The sequence below is a fragment of the Roseomonas sp. CAU 1739 genome, from assembly GCF_039839775.1.
GTDB lineage: Bacteria > Pseudomonadota > Alphaproteobacteria > Acetobacterales > Acetobacteraceae > Neoroseomonas.
Genome location: NZ_JBDOQQ010000002.1, coordinates 40978 through 57412, shown reverse-complemented (window position 1 = coordinate 57412; position 16435 = coordinate 40978). Strand labels below are relative to the sequence as shown.

Below are 16435 nucleotides of genomic sequence, written 5' to 3'. Positions count from 1 at the left end.
TTGGCAGGCTCGTCCTTGCGGCGGAACAGCGACATCACAGACTCCCTTATTCCCAAAGCATGGCGTGAAGGGATGGGGGCTAGCACGCGCCGTTCGGCGGCTACAACGCCACCACCGGTCTTATCCCCAGGATTCGCGCTATCACGATGCTGTGGATCGATGCAGCAGGTGTACCGCCGCCGCCGTGCCCAGAACAGGCACCAGCAGGTTGAGAAATGGCACCATCGCCATGAGTGCGAGCACGATCCCCAAAACCCATCCCGATAGCCGATTTCGCCGCCAGGCGAGACGTGCGGCTACCGGATTCATGCGTAACAGGGCTGTCTGCTGCATGATGCCCGCGCCAAGCGCATAGGCCGATACCAGAAGGGCCAGCGCGAAGCCTGCCACCGGAATGAACAGCAGCGGAACCAACAGGATCTGGATGACCAGCAGGCGCAGACCGAAGCGCAAGCCGAAGGCGATCTGCACCGCCACCGAGGCACCCTTCGGCGGCGCCAGGCCGGGATAGTGCCGGCGTTCGACTGCCGCGGCGACCGGTTCGACCAGTTGGGACGCGATCATCGCCGCCACCGGCAGGAACAGCCACCAGGCGAGCACCAGGCCGAGTGCACCGCCGGCCGCCTGGGCCAGCCAGGACAGCCAGGTCGCTTCGCCGGCTGCCGCCCAGGCCGCGGCCTCGATCGCGCCCCAGGCCAGCAGGCCCAGCGCCAGGGCGGCGCCGAGCACGCCGATGAGCAAGGGGCGTCGGAAGGCGGGATCGCCGATCTGGCCGAGGGCGAGGAACAGGGCAGCGGGCATGGTGCGGGAGTACGCCTTCCGGGATGGCTCGGGCCGATGCCGTGGCACGTTGATGGACGTCGATGGCGCCCGCGGCGCCATGACCCCAGGGACGCCGAGCCTATGCTGTATGATCGCACCTCGATGGCAGCATCAAGGCCAGGGCGGCGGCCCGTCCCGGCACGCCGGTTCGCCGCCCGGCCCTCGCATGGGTCGCGCAACCGCAGCCGGCCACCCCCGCGGCGAAGCCGCCATCCCGCATTCAGGCGGGCACGGCCTCGATCACCGACAGAGGGCAGGGTATCGGGACGATCCGCGCAAGCCTCAGGCCCGCTGGAGCAAGGAGGTCGCGGAACTCCGCCTCGGTCCGCTCCCGCCCACCGGGGTTGAGCATCATGTTGATGTCGTGAATGAAGCGGCCCGGCGTGAGCACGTCGGAAGGATCGATGCGCTCGGGCAGGATGCGTTCGATCACCAGGAGCCGCCCACCCTCGTCCATCGCGGCGCGGACGTTCCTCAGAATGGCGAGCGCCTCGGCGTCTTCCCAGTCGTGGATCACGCCCTTGAGCACATAGCCGTCGGCGCCCGCCGGCACAGCCGCGAAGGCGTCGCCGCCCACGGCGTCGTAGCGGTCGGACAGCCTAGCCTCCGCGATGCGGGCGCGGGCGGCGTCGGCCACGTGCGGCAGGTCGAACAGGGTCGCGCGCAGGGCCGGATGGCGCGCGAGCACGGGCATGAGCAGGGAGCCGTTCCCGCCGCCCACATCCACGATCCAGCGGTAGTCGCCGAACGGGTAGTGTGCGACCAGGGCCCCATTCGCGCCCTCGGTGAGGCTCTGCATCGCCGCGTCGAACAGCCTCGCCGCCTCCGGGTGCTGCGCAAGGCGGGTCCACTTGTCCACGCCGAAGATGTGGCGGTAGGCATGTTCGCCGGTCTTCACGGCATGGGTCAGCACCTCCCAGGCCTTGCCCTGGTCGTCCCCGAAGCAAAGCAGCACCCACGACCGCATGGATCCGGGCATGTCGCTGCGCAGCGTCGCGCCGAGCGGCGTTAGGGCGTAGCGGCGGCCCTCATCCTCCTGCAGCAGGCCGATCGCGGCGAGCGCACGGAGCAGGCGCGCCAGTGCCGGCGCGTGCGATGCCGTCGCAGAGGCAAGGAAGCCGGCGTCGCGTGGCCCTTCGGTCAAATGGTCTGCGATGCGGAGCTCGGCGGCCGTGTGCACCATGCGCGCCGCCCAGGCACCGGTGATCAGGCGCATCATGGCGCCGGAGGCGTCGAGGTCCGGGCCGGCGATGCGTTCTGATTGCGACATCGTGCGTTCCCCCTTCCCGAAGGTGGCCACGCCATCGCAATGGCGCTGCGGCCCAGAGCAACGGCGCAGGCTACGACTCGCCCGGACAGCGCTTCAAGCGCGGCGCGCGTACGTCAGCAGCGTCGCGCACCAGCGGGAAGGCCCGGCCACGATCGTCCGTAATCGCCCCGCTGTTGGGGTGAGCCCGGCGGGCGCCTGGTCGAACGCTGATGGCGCGGCGCCCCCTTGGCGTCGCGCCGGCCCGACGCCAGATTGCCGCCCTCAGTCAGGCGAAGGGCGTGGACATGATCGGACGGCGTGGCGCGATCGCGACCGGCATTGCCATGGCGGCGGGGGTGGCGCATGCCCAGGCGATCTGGCCCGACCGCCCGATCCGCCTGATCGTCGGTTATCCGGCCGGCGGGCCGTCGGATGTCTTTGCCCGGCTGGTGGCGGCGCAAATCGGGCCGCGGCTCGGCCAGAATGTCGTGGTCGAGAACCGCCCTGGCGGCGGCGCCGTGCTGGCCAGCGAGACCGCCGCCCGCGCACCGGCGGATGGCCTGACCTGGATGCATGTGGATAACGGCATCCTGGTCTATAACCCCGCGCTCTATGCCCGCCTGCCCTATGACCCCGATCGTGATTTCACGGGTGTCGGCTTCATCGGGCGGTTTCCGCTCTACATCGTATGCCGGGCCGATGCGCCCTGGGCCGATGTCCCGGCGCTGGTGGCGGCAAGCCGGACCCGTGCGCCCACCTATGGCACCCCGGCCGTCGCATCCCCGCACCACCTGGCGATGGAACTGGTGAAGCGGCGTTCCGGGCTGGCGGCCGAGCACGTGCCCTATCGCGGCGGCCAAGCGGCGATGCAGGACCTGCTCGCCGGCAACGTGGACCTGGTGATGATCGACACCGCGACCGGCCTGCCCTTCATCCGCGACGGCCGCGTGCGGGCGCTCGCCGTGCTGACTGAGGCGCGCACCGCCGAGGCGCTGTCGGTGCCGACGCTGCGCGAGGCCGGCATCGACGCGGTCGCCTTCGGCTGGCAGGGCATCAGCCTGCCGCGCGGCGCGCGGGCGGAGATCGTCGCGCAGCTCAACACCGAAGTGGTTCGCGCCATGGTGTCCGATGAGGTGCAGGCGCGCACCCGGGCGCTCGGCATCCAGACCACCGGCTGGTCGGCGAGCGAGTTCGACGCCTTCGTCGCCGCCGAGAATGCGTTGTGGCGGCCACTGATCCGTGACCTTGGGATTCGCCTCGACTCTTGACCCTGCGGCGCCGCGGGCCAAGATTCCAAGTATGACACGGCGAGCCTGGATGCTGGGCCTTTTGGCCTGTTCCGCTGCCCTGCCGGCGGCGGCCGAGGACGGCGCGGTGCAACGCACCGGGCGGGCGATCGAACGCGGCGCGAAACGGACCGGCGAGGCCGTCGAGCGCGGCGCGCGGCGCACCGGTTCCGCGCTGGAGCGCGCCGCCGGCTGGACCGGCGAGCGGCTGCGCCGCGCCGGGCAATGGGCCTTCGGCAGCTGAGCGCGCCGCCCCGTTGTCGCCACGGGGCCCGGCCATCATCTATCGCCGCGACATCCCGATCCCCGGAGGCAACAATGCGCCTGATCCCTGCCGCCGTCCTGCTGGCCCTGGCCGCGGCACCGGCACTCGCGCAACAATCCGGCAGCCTGCCACCGCCCGTACCGCGGCCGGCTGAGCCGGCGCCGGCCTATGCGCCGCCGCCACCCAACGCCCCCCGGCAGCCGGGCGTCGCCGAACGCAGCGGCGCGGCCATCGACCGTGCCGCGGACCAGACGGGCCAGGCGCTGGGACGGGCGGCGGAGGATACGGGTTCGGCGCTGGGCCGCGCGATGCGCTGGACCGGACAGCAGATGCAGGGCGCCGGGGAATGGACGGCGCGGCAGGGCGAGAGGATGGGTGGCCCGCCGGCCCAGCCTGCGGCGCCGCGCGAATAGGGCGGTTCGCTTTCCGACCGGATCCGGATCGGCTGTGCCTCCGGGCGGGCGTCGCGGCTGATGCAGCAGCCTCGACAGGCGCTTGGTGCGGCGCGGCGCATTGCATGGCACGGCGCAACCCGCCGGACACAGTGCTGCAACGCAGCGCTGCCTATGATCGGGCGTGATGCGCGCAGTGCCCTGCATGCCCCGTACCCGCCGCTGCGTCCTCCTGCTGGCGGGGGCATCGATCTTCCTGTCGCGGCGCGTCGGGGCATGGGAATCCGAGCGCCCGCCGCATCATCGGCCATCCGCCATCTTGCCGGGCGGACGCCCTGCGCCGCCCGCTCTGCCGGGCAGTCGGCCGCCGCATGGCGGAACGGCGCCGCTTGCGCAGGATCACGCCACGGGCATCTTCGCACGTCCGGCGTCGCAGGCCGGCGCCGCGTCGGGCCACCACCCGGATCAGCGCCCGCCCCCTGGCGACCCTCGACCTTCCACGGAGCGCGCGACCGGCATCTTCGCGCCGCGCCGACCGCCCCCGGCGCCTGACCGCGATGTCGCCGCACCCGACGCGGCGCACCGCGTCACCGCGACGGAGGACACCACCCCGGCACGGGACAGCGAGGCCCCCGCCGACTGATCCTCACGCGGCAGGCATCAGATGCGTGATCGGCAGCCCCACCGCCTCGGCCACCAGCGTCCGGTGGCATTGCCGCGGATCGGCTTCCAGGCACAGCAGGCAAACGCGCTGCTGCCGCGCAAGGTCGGACAGGTTGGCCAGCGCCGCCTGCGCCTCGGTCCCCGCCAGGTGGGCGGCGAAGATGCGGCGCATCTCGGCCGGACGGCCCGATCGCACCGCCGCGCGGCCTTCCGCCGGGGTGCCGAGGGCGCGCAGATGCAGGTAGCCGATGCCCGCCGCCTCGAGCGAAGCCGACAGCGAGGTCTTGGCGAAGCCCGGCTTGCGGCTGTTTGCCAGCGCGCGAACATCGACCAGCACCCGCACGCCCGACCCCTGCAGCGCGGCAATCAGCCCGGCCGGGGTGGTTCGTTCGTAGCCGATGGTCAGGACCTCGGCCGCCGGAGTCACGGCTGCGCCGCCTGGCCCGCCGTCATTCCCGCGCCGCGGCATGGGCCGCCATCACTTGAGCGTCGCGGCGTGGGCCGCGAGGCAGGCGACATCCAGCATCTGGTTCACCCCCGCCTGCATCGGCACGATCTGCGCCGAATGGGATAGTCCGGTCAGCAGCGGCCCGATCACCGTCGAACTGGTCAGCCGCGGCACCGAACGCGTCAGGATGTGCGCGGCGTGCAGCCCCGGCATGATCAGCACGTTGGCGGGGCCGGTCAGACGGCAGAACGGATAGAGCGACGCCCGCAGGCCGGGGTCGAGCGCGACATCGGCTGACATCTCGCCATCGAACTCGAAATCCGCGCCGCGTTCGGTCAGCAGCTTCACCGCATCGCGGATCGAGCCGGGAATGGTCCCGCGTGGGTCGCCGAAGGTCGAGAAGGACAGGAAGGCGACACGGGGTTCCAGCCCCAGCCGCCGCGCCGCCGCCGCCGATCCTCGCGCAATGCCGGCCAGCGTTTCCGCATCCGGCCGTTCATGGATGGCGGTATCGGCCACCAGCACCGTGCCGGCGCGGCGCGAGACGATGATCGACACGCCGAAGACGACGCGACCCGGGATGGGGTCGATCGCCATGTTGATCCCCTCCAGCGCCACCGAATAGGACCGCGTGGAACCGGTGACGATCGCATCCGCATCGCCGGTCGCCACCATGCAGGCGCCGAACACGTTGCGGTCCTGGTTCACCAGGCGCTGGCAGTCGCGCAGCAGGAAGCCTTCGCGCTGGCGCTTGGCATACAGGTGTTCGGCATAGCGACGGTTGGAATCGGACAGGCGCGCGTTGTGGATCTCGATGCCGTCCGGCAGCGGGATGCCGAGGGCCGCGGCCACCGCATGGATGCGATCCTCGCGGCCCACCAGGATGGGCGTGCCGTAGCCGGCGTTGCGGAAGGCGATGGCGGCGCGGATCACCTTCTCTTCTTCGCCCTCGGCGAAGACCACGCGTTTGGGGTTCTGCCGCACCGATTCCGAGATCGCCTCGAGCGCGCCGACCGTCGCATCCAGCCGGTTGGCGAGGTCGCGGGAATAGCGCTGCAGGTCGATGATCGGCTTGCGCGCCACGCCCGAATCCATCGCCGTCTTGGCGACGGCGGGCGACACGCGGGAAATCAGCCGCGGGTCGAAGGCGTTCGGGATGATGTATTCGGGGCCGAAGCGCAGCGACTTGCCCGCACCGGCACCGGCCACTTCCTCGGGCACGTCTTCGCGCGCCAGCATCGCCAGCGCCTCGGCGGCGGCGATCTTCATCGCGTCGTTGATGGTGCTGGCCCGCACATCCAACGCGCCGCGGAAGATGAAGGGGAAGCCCAGGACGTTGTTGACCTGGTTGGGATAGTCCGAACGGCCCGTGGCGATGATGCAGTCCGGCCGCGCGGCGCGGGCTTCATCCGGCGTGATCTCGGGGTCGGGATTGGCCATGGCGAACAGGATCGGCTTCGGCGCCATGGCGCGCAGCATCTCGGGCGTCAGCGCGCCCTTCACCGATAGGCCGAAGAACACGTCGGCGCCGTCCAGCGCCTGGGTCAGCGTCCGGGCATCGGTGGTCGTCGCATGTGCCGACTTCCACTGGTTCATGCCTTCCGTGCGGCCACGGTAGATGACGCCCTTGGTGTCGCACAGGATGACGTTCTCGGTGCGCATCCCCATCGCCTTGACCAGTTCGGCGCAGGCGATGGAGGCCGCACCGGCGCCGTTGATCACCAGGCGCGTCGTCCTGATGTCGCGCCCGGTCAGGTGGATGGCGTTGATCAGCCCCGCTGCCGCCACGATGGCGGTGCCATGCTGGTCGTCATGGAAGACCGGGATGTCCATCAGCTCGCGCAGCCGCTGCTCGATGACGAAGCATTCCGGCGCCTTGATGTCCTCAAGGTTGATGCCGCCGAAGGACGGGCTGAGATAGCGGACCGAATTGACGAAGGCGTCCACATCCTCGGTATCGACGCACAGGTCGATGCCGTCCACATCGGCGAAGCGCTTGAACAGCGCGACCTTGCCTTCCATCACCGGCTTGGACGCCAGCGCGCCCAGATTGCCCAGGCCCAGCACGGCGGTGCCGTTCGAGATGACGGCGACGAAATTGCCCTTGGCCGTGTAGTCGTAGGCGAGCTTCGGATCGCGGTGGATATGCAGGCAGGGCTCGGCCACGCCGGGCGAATAGGCGAGCGAGAGGTCGCGCGCGGTGATCAGCGGCTTGGTCAGCCGGATCTCGAGCTTGCCGGGCCGGCCCTCGGCGTGCATCGCCAGCGCCTCCTCCCCGGTCACGCGGGCGGTGCGCGTGTCTTCGGTTGGCGGCAGCTTCACGTCGTCCATGGAATTCGTCCCGTCGCGGGTTTCGTTGCTTGGTATGCGCGCCATTGTGCAGCCATGGGGGATGCACCGCGACCCCCTGGCTTCGCAGTCGCGGTAGAGATGCGGCGTGGCTTCGACAGGATGCCGCGCGCAGGGGCAACGGACCGCGCCGAGGGACGTTGTGGCGAGACCGGAGCGGCAGTGCGCGACGCCAGGATCCTGCCCAGGGGCAGGGCCAGAGGGGCCTCGCCCCCGCCGCAAGAGGCACGGGGCATGTTGGATTCCGTCATCTTGGCGCCAGGCCACCCGGGTGGGATGTAGGCTGATGCGTGAGCGAGGTTCGGCCCAGGCACCCCGGTGCCAATCGGATTGCCGGCCCACACGGGCGCTGCCGCCCGCCCGAATCCCGCGGTCCGGGAGCCCGTTGGCTCCTGGCGGGGTGGCTTGGAGGGGCGGCGCCCCTCCAATCGTCGCGCCCGCAAGGACGCCCCCCGAAGCGTGATGGCCCCGCCGCATCCGCGCGCCGGCGCCATGCTGGCCGTGCTCCTCGTGCTGTGTTTCCTCCTTGGTGGCGCATCGGCGGTGCGCGCCCAGTCGCCCGGCTGCGATGCGGCCACCGCCGAACCGGTGCGCGACCTGCAACTGTCCTTCGCGCGCGCCTTGCCCTTCGCGCGCGACATCCTCGCGCATCACCGCGTGTCAGCGACCTTCGAGGGGCGCGGCCGGTTGGCGCGGGTCGAACTGCATCTGCGCGACGTGCGCGACCTGGTGCTGCCCGACGGTCATCCCGCCACGACCTATCGCACCGACCTTGATGGCGCGGCCGTCCTGCAGGACCGACGGTCGCGCCACCCGGCGTTGTGGCGGGTGGACACCGCGACCGTCGCCGCGGCGAACCGCGCCTATGACGTGCGTGACAGCGGCGCCGGGACGCCGCCCTTCCTGGCGGAAGGCGAGCCCGATGATGCCCTCGCGGCCTATGAGGTGATACGCCTCTACACCGACCGCTACACGGGTTTCGCCGCCATGGTGCTGGAAGCGCGCGGGGATGCGGCGCGGCCGGCGCATCGCATCTACGCCATCGCCGGCACGCATGTGTTCGAGCGCACCGACCTGCGCAGCTGGGCCTCCGGACTGACTATGGGGCGCGCGCAATATGTCTCGAACGCCGCGCTGCGGATGATCCGCGATGCGGCCGACTACGCCACGGATCCCCGGCACGGCGGGGAGGTGTTCATCACCGGACAGAGCCAGGGCGGCCTCACGGCGCAGGGCCTGGGCGTGCTTTTGCAGGCCACGCTCGACCATCGCGGCGCCCGGCACCATCTGGTCCACGTCGTGTCCTGGGGGGCGAGCGGCGCGCGGGAGACGCTCGCCCGCGCCATTGCCCAGCAGCGCGACGGTGGCGCTCGCGGCTTCCCCACCGATCTGGAACGCCATTGGGCCGAAACCGAGCCGGACCACGCCAGCCTCGCCGCGACATGGCACGCCATCGCCGCCGAATGGGCGCGCATCCCGCCGGGCGGCGAGGATGCCTACCTGACCGCCGTGGCGTCCCGCATGCGTGTGGTCGGCTTCTTCTTCGAGATCGACCTGTTCGCGCGCGGCGGGACCTTCCTGGGCACCGCCTTCGCCTTCCCCACCGCGCTGGTGCTGCCGGAGGAATGCGACATGACGGTCGCCGAGCTGATCATCGGCACGCCGCCCGGCCCCATCACCGTGCGGCTGGAATCACACTTCCTGAAGGGCTACCGGCGCGCCGTCGGGCGCGGTGCGATCGCCGTCGCGCGGCCGGCGCGCCCGGCCCGCTGGGAATGGTTTTCCGACCTGATGCCGACGCTGGAGGATGTGGGCGATATCTGGCTGGAGGTGCTGCACCTGTCGCGCGATGCCACGCAGCCGCTGCATTGGCAGGGCTGCACGGGAAGCGCCGAATGGTTCACCAGCGCCAACCGGTTCTGCCGGGCGGCGTACTGGCCCGGCTGCGGTCCGGCACCGGAGGAGGAACGCTGGTGCCTGGTGCGGCGCGGCGGTGCGCCGCGGACGGTGCCGGCGTTGCGGTAGCGGCGGTGACCGGCCATCGCCGCCGGGGGTGGTGCAGCGGCGTCGGGATCGGCCGGCGGACAACCCCGGGCAGCAAGGCGGTCGAAGGGCGTGTGAGCGAGCGCGACGCCTTCCCGGTCTTGCCCATGGCGATGAGGCATCGGTGGATTTCGGCCCCCCCGCATCGCCACGTCTCCTTCACGTCGCCAGCGGTCCTCGCCGTGGACCAAGGGGCATGGCCGTCTCGGCGGTCAGCCGGGCTGCTGCCCGGCCGGCCGTGGCGATACCGCGAGCCGCCGGCGCAGCACCTCCAGCGCCGGATCGCCCTCGATCAGCACCGGCGCGCAGACCGCTTCGGCGTAGCGCCCGTTACCGCGCAACGCGGCGCCGTCGGCCGCCAGCACCGCGATCTTCGGCTGGTCGAACAGGTGCCGGCTGCCTTCATCGACATAGGTCTCGCTCACCGCACCCTCGCTGATGACCAGGCCGTGCCGGTCGAGCTCGATGTGGTGGTAGGTGACCGCGCGGCAGACCATGTCCTGCACTATGCTGCTGCCATTCAGCAGCAGCCGCGCCGGCACCAGCCGTCCGCCGAGGAACAGCGCGTGCTCGGGGCTGACGCGCAGATCGCGGAACGGCACGCCGTCGCCCAGCGCGCCGGCACGGATGATCACCGGGGCGATGCGCGCGGGCTTTGGGTGGCGCGTGATGTTCACATGCAGCGACCCGACCCAGACCAGCGGCTGCAGCAGGGGCCCGCCATGGACTGTCGCCACCAGGTCGCCGGGGCGCAGCGTCTCGACCGGCACCGCGCCGTCGGCGACGGCGATCAGCGTTCCGGCCGCGAAGCAGGTGGCGTCGCAGCGGTCGGGGTCGGGGCGGCGGAAGGTCATGGCGGTCATGGCAGGCCTGGATTCATCCCGGCCGAGGCAGCCGGGAAGACGCTGGCAGGCGTGGAAGCAGGGGGACTTCCACCACGTCCATGGAACCATGGCGCGAAAATTTTTCCAACCCAATCAATGGGTTGAGTTCAAATTCCTTGGCGTCCCGATACGATCTGTGACGGTCGGGGACGGGTACCTGCGATTGCACCGTGCATCGCGCGGACTCACGAAAACGTCATATTGGCGCCCAAGCCGGTCCCGGGGATTGCATGGCCGGGGTCCCGGCCACCGGCCTGGCGGTCCTGGCCGGACCAGGCGGTATCGGCACGACTACGATGCCGGTATGACGGTTGCGGCGGTCCGGGCGCCGTCGGCGCGGCGCGCGGAACCCGTCCTATGCGACGAAGCCCAGCAACAGCCGCACCGTCTCCTCCGGCCGTTCCTGCTGCACCCAATGCCCCGCGCCCGGCACCAGATGCGTGCCGCGCCAATCCGCGGTCGCCTCGGTTTCCATCTTGCGCAGCGCGCCCGGCGCCTGCTGCACGCCCCAGTCCCGCGCGCCGCCGATGAAGGTGGCCGGCACGGTGATGCGGCAGCCGGCGAACACTTCCATTTCCATGTTCGTGCCAAGGAAGCGCGTCCGGTACCCGTTCAGCCCGCCCTGGAATCCGCTGCGGCCATATTCGGCGGCATAGACGGCAAGGTCCGCCTCGGTCAGCCAGGTGCAGGCGGCGATCTGCGCAGCTGAGGGCATTTCATGCGCCACCGTCTGCGGCATCGTCTCGGCGGCATCCATCACGTAGTAGGTCGGCAGCTTCGCCAGCTCATCCGCCGTCCAGCCGGCCAGCGGAAAGACGTCGTTGCCCGCCCAGTCGCCGGATTTGTGGTGGTAGTAGGCGCGCAGGACCGCATGCAGCCCTTCCGGCGCGGTCATCATGTCCCCATTCGCCGGACGCGTGGCGTAGTACCAATGGTAGTGCTTGCGCGGCCGCGGCAGCGCCGCCAGCGCCTGCGCGATATCGGCCGCCGGCGCGCGATGCGACGACCCTATGGCCGGCGGCCCCGCGAAAGGCGCGCTCATCAGCGCCACCCGGCGGAACACGTCCGGCCGCACCAGCGCGCAATGAGCCGCGACCGGCGAGCCGAAATCATGACCGATCACAGCATGCACATGCGGCATGCCGAGCGTCGCCAGCAGCGCCAGCTGGTCGCGCACCAGGTTCAGCATCGCGAAGGTCCGCAGGTCGGTGTCGTAGGCGTCCGACCACCCGATGGTCCGGCCGTAGCCGCGCTGGTCCGGCGCGATGACGTGGAAGCCGGCCTCGGCCAACGGCACCATCACCCGGCGCCAGGAAAAGGCGAGCTCGGGAAAGCCGTGCAGCAGGAGCAGGACGGGCTGGCCCGGCTTGCCGGCCTCCAGCACATGCATGGTCAGGCCGTTGATGCCAGGGACCATGCGCGACCGGATACCGGCAGGCAGGGCGGCGGGGCTGAGCGGGTCCATGGGCGTTCCTCCGGATGTTGCCGCGCATCCGGCCCGGATTGGGCGCGAGGATCAAGATCACCGGAGGGGCGGCGCCCGTTCGCGCGATGGCAGGCAGGACGTTGAAGGGGCCTTGCCCCTCCAAACCACCCCACCAAAGGGCAGTGGCCCTTTGGAAACCATCACTTGGTGCCAAGCTGATGGGTCATCCCCCGAAGTGAATGTCGCGTCGGGAACGGAAGCGAAGCCGGGCATTCTTTCAGCCGGCGCTGCCCTGCGCCGGATATCGGTTTCCAATGTCCCTGGGCCTTTGGAAACCCATATCTGGCACAGCGGGTCGCATGAGCGCCCGGGATCCGTTCTCGTGCCCAAGGCCACGTTCACCCTGGGGACCAACCATCGGGCACTGCACCAAGTCGAGGTTTCCAAAGGCCTTAAGCCTTTAGTGGGGGAGGTCCGGAGGGGGCAAAGCCCTCTCCGGTTCCACCGCCCGGAACCTTATCCTCGCGCCTAGGGGCGGGCGCCCCTCCAACCTTCAGCACGCATGGGCGCAAAGCCGCTCCTCGCGCGCCCCCGGTTTGACGCCCCGGCCCACCGCGACGAATCTGCCGCCATGAGGGATGGAATCGCCTGGTCCAACGACCTGCTCACACTGGCCGCGCGCTTCGGCGACCGCGTCGCCGTCACCGATGGCGTGGCGGAGATGACCTTCGCCACGCTTGCCGCACGGGCGCACGCGGCCGCGCATCGGCTGCGCGCGGCCGGCGTCGCGCCCGGCGCGCCGATCGCGACCCTGGTGCCGAATGGTGTCGACGCGCCCTGGGTTAGCGCCGGCGTGACCATCGCTGGCGCTGCGGAGGTCCCGGTCAACGCCCATTCGACCGATGCCGAGATCCTCTGGTTCGCCGAACTGGCCGGCTTCCGCCGCATCCTCGCGCCCGGCGCGCAGACTGCGCGCCTGGCGGCGCTCGGCTTCGACCCCTGGCCGATCGAAGCCATCGCTCCCGATCCTGCCGGCATCGCCCTGCCCCCCGTCCCGGCCGAGGCCTGGGGCCGGCTGATCTTCACCTCCGGCACCACCGGAAAGCCCAAGGCGATCGTGCATACGCATGGCGGCCGTTGGACCGCGCATCTGCTGCAACGCGCCGTGCTGCCCTTCACCCCCGGCCGCGGCGATCGTGTGCTGCTGATGACGCCCTATGTGCACGGCGCCTCGCTGATTGCCGCCGCCTGGCTGGAGCAGGGGGCGGAGATCGTCCTGCAGGATGGCGTACGGGCCGACGCCATCGAGCCGATCCTCGCCGCCGGCCCCGCCGCGATCTTCGCGCCGCCGACCGTGCTGGCGAAGATCCTCTCGCTGTTTCCGGGACGGCGGTTCGACGGCGTGCGCTGCATCTTCACCGGCACCTCGACCCTGTCGCGCGAGTTGTGGCGCCGTGCGGCCGACGCCTTCGGCCCGGTGGTGCGCATCACCTACGGCATGAGCGAATGCTTCAACCCCATCACCGTGCTGGAAGCGCCCGAGGTGGCGGAGATCATGACGCAGCCCGACCCTGGCCTCGGCGCCTGCCTCGGTTGGCCCGGGCCTGGCGTGGAGGTCACCATCCGCGACGGCGACGGCACGGCGCTCCCGCCGCTCGAACCCGGAGAGATCTGGCTGCGCGGCCGCCACATGAATGCCGGCACGATCAGCGCCGCCGGCTTCGCCGCCCGACCGCCCGGCGCCTGGCACCGGACAGGGGATCTCGGCGCGATCGACGCGCGCGGCCGGGTGCACCTGTCCGGCCGCGCGGCCGATGTGATGAAGTCCGGCGGCTACCGCATCCATCCCGGCGAGATCGAAAGCGTGCTGGACGGCGCGGCCGGCGGACGGGCGATCTGCGTGGTCGGCCTGCCATCCGACTATTGGGGAGAGGTGATCGTCGCGGTTGCCGAGAACCCGCCGCCGGGCTGGCAGGATGACGCCGTGGCCCGCGTCGCCGCCCTGGCGCGCCCCAAGCATCCGCGCGCCTGGCTGGCGCTGCCGGAACTGCCGCGCAACGCCCAGGGCAAGGTGGTCCGCGCCCGGGTGCGGGAGGCGATCCTGGCGACCCATGCACTGGAGGACGGCCCACGCCCGAGTCTTGTTGCGCGGATGCCGCAGTAGCCGGCCATGCCGGTCCATCGCCGCCGCGCCGGCAAAGCTTCGCTTGCGACGATCGGTTCGCCGCGGGATCATCCGCCCGACTTATTCGGGAGGCTTATTCATGTTTTCTAGACGTATCCTGGCGGGCGCGGCGGTTGTCCTGGCGCTCGGCGCCGGCGGCGTCGCGGCGCAGAACTACAATCTGCGGCCGTCCTTCGGCACCGCGAATCTGCGTTTCAACTTCAATCCCGATCCCTTCGTGGTGAACGTCACCGCCGGCGGCAACATCCCGGCCGAACGCATCGGCGGGCCGGGCTGCGTCGGTTCCATCGCGCAGCCGCCCGATGTGCGGCTGAACTACCAGGCGGGCGGCGGGCTGCCGTTGTGGATCGGCGCGCGGTCCAACGCCGACGTCACGCTGGTGGTGAACCTTCCGAACGGCCGCTGGGTTTGCAACGACGATTTCCAGGGCACCAATCCGGGCATCGTGTTCCGCCAGCCGCAATCCGGCCAGTACGACATCTGGGTCGGCCACTACGATCGCGGCCGGGGCATCCCGACGCAGGTGTTCTTCTCGGAAGTGCCGCCAAACTGACGCGGCACGGCGCGTCAATCGCGCCCGATTGCGACGGAAGGTTGGAGGGGCCTTGCCCCTCCAAGCCACCCCACCAAAGGCCGGTGGGCCTTTGGAAACCGATGCCTGGCGCCCGGCAGGGCAGGCGCGTTGCCGTCGTCATTGGCGGATTGGGCACCACGGACTTCGGGCTGTCTTGCGGGGCTCGCACAGCAAGTGGCGGACATGCCGAACGCAGGCGTTCCTGATGCCTGTCGCGGCCGCGAACATCGCCCCACCCCGCGGTTTGCCTTCGGCACGACGTGTGCCTGCGGCACGCGGATGCGGATGCCGGCGGTCGAGGGGTCCGGCCGCTGGCATGATGAAGGACGTGCCGCGCCCAACAGGCCTTCAGGCGCCCGCCGGCGGCAGACATGCTGCCGAAAGAAGCCTGAACGCGGCGGCACGATGGCTGATGCGGTGCTTCTCGGCCGGGTCCATCTCGCCGAAGGTCTCCTCCCGGCGATCCGGCTGGAACATCGGATCATACCCGAAGCCGTGCTGCCCACGCGGCGGCCACACCCAATGGCCCATGGCACGGCCCTCGAAGCCTTCCAGGTGCCCATCCGGCCATGCCAGCACCAGGGCGCAACTGAACCACGAAGTCCGGTCCTCGAAATCCTGCGCGGCCTCCATCACCTTGCGCATCGCATCCGCATAGTCGCGCGACCCGTCGGGCTGCATCGCCCAATCGGCCGTGCGCACGCCCGGCGCGCCGACCAGCGCGGCAACTGAAAAGCCCGAATCATCGGCCAGCGCCGGCAGGCCCGACGCCTGCGCCGCGGCCCGCGCCTTGATGGCGGCGTTGCCGATGAAACTCTCCTCGGTCTCCTCCGGTTCCGGCAGGCCGAGCTCGCCGGCGCTCACCGTCTCGATGCCATGGGGCGCGAGCAGGGCCGCGACTTCGCGCAGCTTGCCCTTGTTGTGGGTGGCGATGACGATGCGATCGCCACGCGTCAGGGCGCGATGGGTCATGGCAGAAAGGTCGGGGGAGAGAACTCCCCCGATCCCCCTCCTTTTTCTGGATCCTGGGAACTGGCGACAAAAGCCGGCGCCAATCGATAGAAAACGGAGGGGGATTCGGGGGAGGTGTTCCTCCCCCGACCTTCCCCGCCGCCCGTCACAGCCCGACCGCCGCCCGCTGCTTCGCGAACAGCTCCGCTGTCCCGCTCCGCGCCAGCCCCAGCAGCGCCATCAGCTCCGCATCGGAGAACGGCGCGCCTTCGGCGGTCCCCTGCACTTCGACGATGCCGCCCGCGCCGGTCAGAACGAAATTCGCGTCGGCATCGGCCTTGCTGTCCTCGGCATAGTCGAGGTCGAGCACCGGCGTGCCCTGCCACACCCCGCAGGACACGGCGGCGACCTGATCCTTCAGCGGGTTGCGGGTCATGATGTTCATGCGGCGGCAGTGCTCGAAGGCCAGGTGCAGGGCCACCCAGGCGCCGGTGATGGACGCGCAGCGCGTGCCGCCATCGGCGGTCAGCACGTCGCAGTCGATGGCGATGGTCATCTCGCCCATCGCCTTCATGTCGGTGACGGCGCGCAGGGAACGGCCGATCAGGCGCTGGATTTCCTGGGTGCGGCCAGATTGCTTGCCGCGGGCGGCCTCGCGATCGCCGCGTGTGTGGGTGGCGCGGGGCAGCATGCCGTATTCGGCGGTGACCCAGCCCTGGCCCTGGCCGCGCAGGAAGGGCGGCACCTTCCCTTCCACGCTTGCGGTGCACAGCACCTCGGTCACGCCCATGCGGATCAGGCAGGACCCTTCGGCGTGGCGGGCGAAGCCGGGTTCGAAGCTGACGGTGCGGAGGGCGGAGGCGTCGCGGCCGGAGGGGCGCATGGGGCAGGGTTCCCG

Annotated in this window: 14 protein-coding genes; 6 read left to right on the top strand and 8 right to left on the bottom strand. The window is 70.7% G+C overall.

Going from position 1 to position 16435, the window contains the following annotated elements; translation table 11 throughout:
* Positions 1-141: 141 nt before the first annotated feature.
* Positions 142-801: an EI24 domain-containing protein gene (locus tag AAFN86_RS03865; protein ID WP_347541912.1), complete on the bottom strand. Its 660-nt coding sequence runs from the start codon at positions 799-801 to the stop codon at positions 142-144.
* A 241-nt stretch (positions 802-1042) separates the two neighbouring features.
* Positions 1043-2038 (bottom strand): methyltransferase, encoded by a 996-nt coding sequence (locus tag AAFN86_RS03860; RefSeq protein WP_347541911.1) that lies wholly within the window; start codon positions 2036-2038, stop codon positions 1043-1045.
* A gap of 338 nt (positions 2039-2376) precedes the next feature.
* Between AAFN86_RS03860 and AAFN86_RS03855 the strand changes: the two genes are divergently transcribed.
* The 3 genes from AAFN86_RS03855 (at position 2377) to AAFN86_RS03845 (ending at position 4035) form a co-directional block, all read left to right on the top strand.
* Positions 2377-3339 carry a tripartite tricarboxylate transporter substrate binding protein gene (locus tag AAFN86_RS03855; protein ID WP_347542375.1) on the top strand — a complete coding sequence of 321 codons (963 nt, stop codon included), beginning with the start codon at positions 2377-2379 and terminating at the stop codon, positions 3337-3339.
* A 49-nt stretch (positions 3340-3388) separates the two neighbouring features.
* Complete coding sequence (locus AAFN86_RS03850; protein WP_347541910.1) at positions 3389-3601, top strand: hypothetical protein; 213 nt, start codon at positions 3389-3391, stop codon at positions 3599-3601.
* 74 nt (positions 3602-3675) lie between these two features.
* On the top strand, positions 3676-4035 hold the full coding sequence (locus tag AAFN86_RS03845) for a hypothetical protein (RefSeq protein ID WP_347541909.1): 360 nt from the start codon (positions 3676-3678) through the stop codon (positions 4033-4035).
* Positions 4036-4660: 625 nt separating this feature from the next.
* Here the strand turns inward: AAFN86_RS03845 and AAFN86_RS03840 are convergent.
* A complete protein-coding gene (locus AAFN86_RS03840; protein WP_347541908.1) occupies positions 4661-5104 on the bottom strand; it encodes a DUF488 domain-containing protein in 444 nt (147 codons plus the stop codon).
* A 51-nt stretch (positions 5105-5155) separates the two neighbouring features.
* Complete coding sequence (locus tag AAFN86_RS03835; protein ID WP_347541907.1) at positions 5156-7456, bottom strand: NADP-dependent malic enzyme; 2301 nt, start codon at positions 7454-7456, stop codon at positions 5156-5158.
* Positions 7457-7936: 480 nt separating this feature from the next.
* Here AAFN86_RS03835 and AAFN86_RS03830 point away from each other — a divergent pair, with 480 nt between their 5' ends.
* Complete coding sequence (locus tag AAFN86_RS03830) at positions 7937-9499, top strand: hypothetical protein (RefSeq protein WP_347541905.1); 1563 nt, start codon at positions 7937-7939, stop codon at positions 9497-9499.
* Between the two features lie 230 nt (positions 9500-9729).
* On the opposite strand, the gene AAFN86_RS03825 is transcribed toward AAFN86_RS03830, so the two are convergent.
* Together AAFN86_RS03825 and AAFN86_RS03820 are read right to left on the bottom strand one after the other, a co-directional pair.
* On the bottom strand, positions 9730-10380 hold the full coding sequence (locus AAFN86_RS03825) for a Hint domain-containing protein (RefSeq protein WP_347541903.1): 651 nt from the start codon (positions 10378-10380) through the stop codon (positions 9730-9732).
* A gap of 376 nt (positions 10381-10756) precedes the next feature.
* Positions 10757-11866 carry an alpha/beta hydrolase gene (locus AAFN86_RS03820; RefSeq protein WP_347541902.1) on the bottom strand — a complete coding sequence of 370 codons (1110 nt, stop codon included), beginning with the start codon at positions 11864-11866 and terminating at the stop codon, positions 10757-10759.
* Positions 11867-12458: 592 nt separating this feature from the next.
* Between AAFN86_RS03820 and AAFN86_RS03815 the strand changes: the two genes are divergently transcribed.
* Positions 12459-13991, top strand: a complete 1533-nt coding sequence (locus tag AAFN86_RS03815) for a class I adenylate-forming enzyme family protein (RefSeq protein WP_347541901.1) — start codon at positions 12459-12461, stop codon at positions 13989-13991.
* Between the two features lie 100 nt (positions 13992-14091).
* Positions 14092-14565 (top strand): hypothetical protein, encoded by a 474-nt coding sequence (locus AAFN86_RS03810; RefSeq protein ID WP_347541900.1) that lies wholly within the window; start codon positions 14092-14094, stop codon positions 14563-14565.
* 369 nt (positions 14566-14934) lie between these two features.
* On the opposite strand, the gene rdgB is transcribed toward AAFN86_RS03810, so the two are convergent.
* On the bottom strand, positions 14935-15558 hold the full coding sequence (rdgB, locus tag AAFN86_RS03805; RefSeq protein WP_347541899.1) for an RdgB/HAM1 family non-canonical purine NTP pyrophosphatase: 624 nt from the start codon (positions 15556-15558) through the stop codon (positions 14935-14937).
* 145 nt (positions 15559-15703) lie between these two features.
* Complete coding sequence (gene rph / locus AAFN86_RS03800) at positions 15704-16420, bottom strand: ribonuclease PH (protein ID WP_347541898.1); 717 nt, start codon at positions 16418-16420, stop codon at positions 15704-15706.
* Positions 16421-16435: the final 15 nt, after the last annotated feature.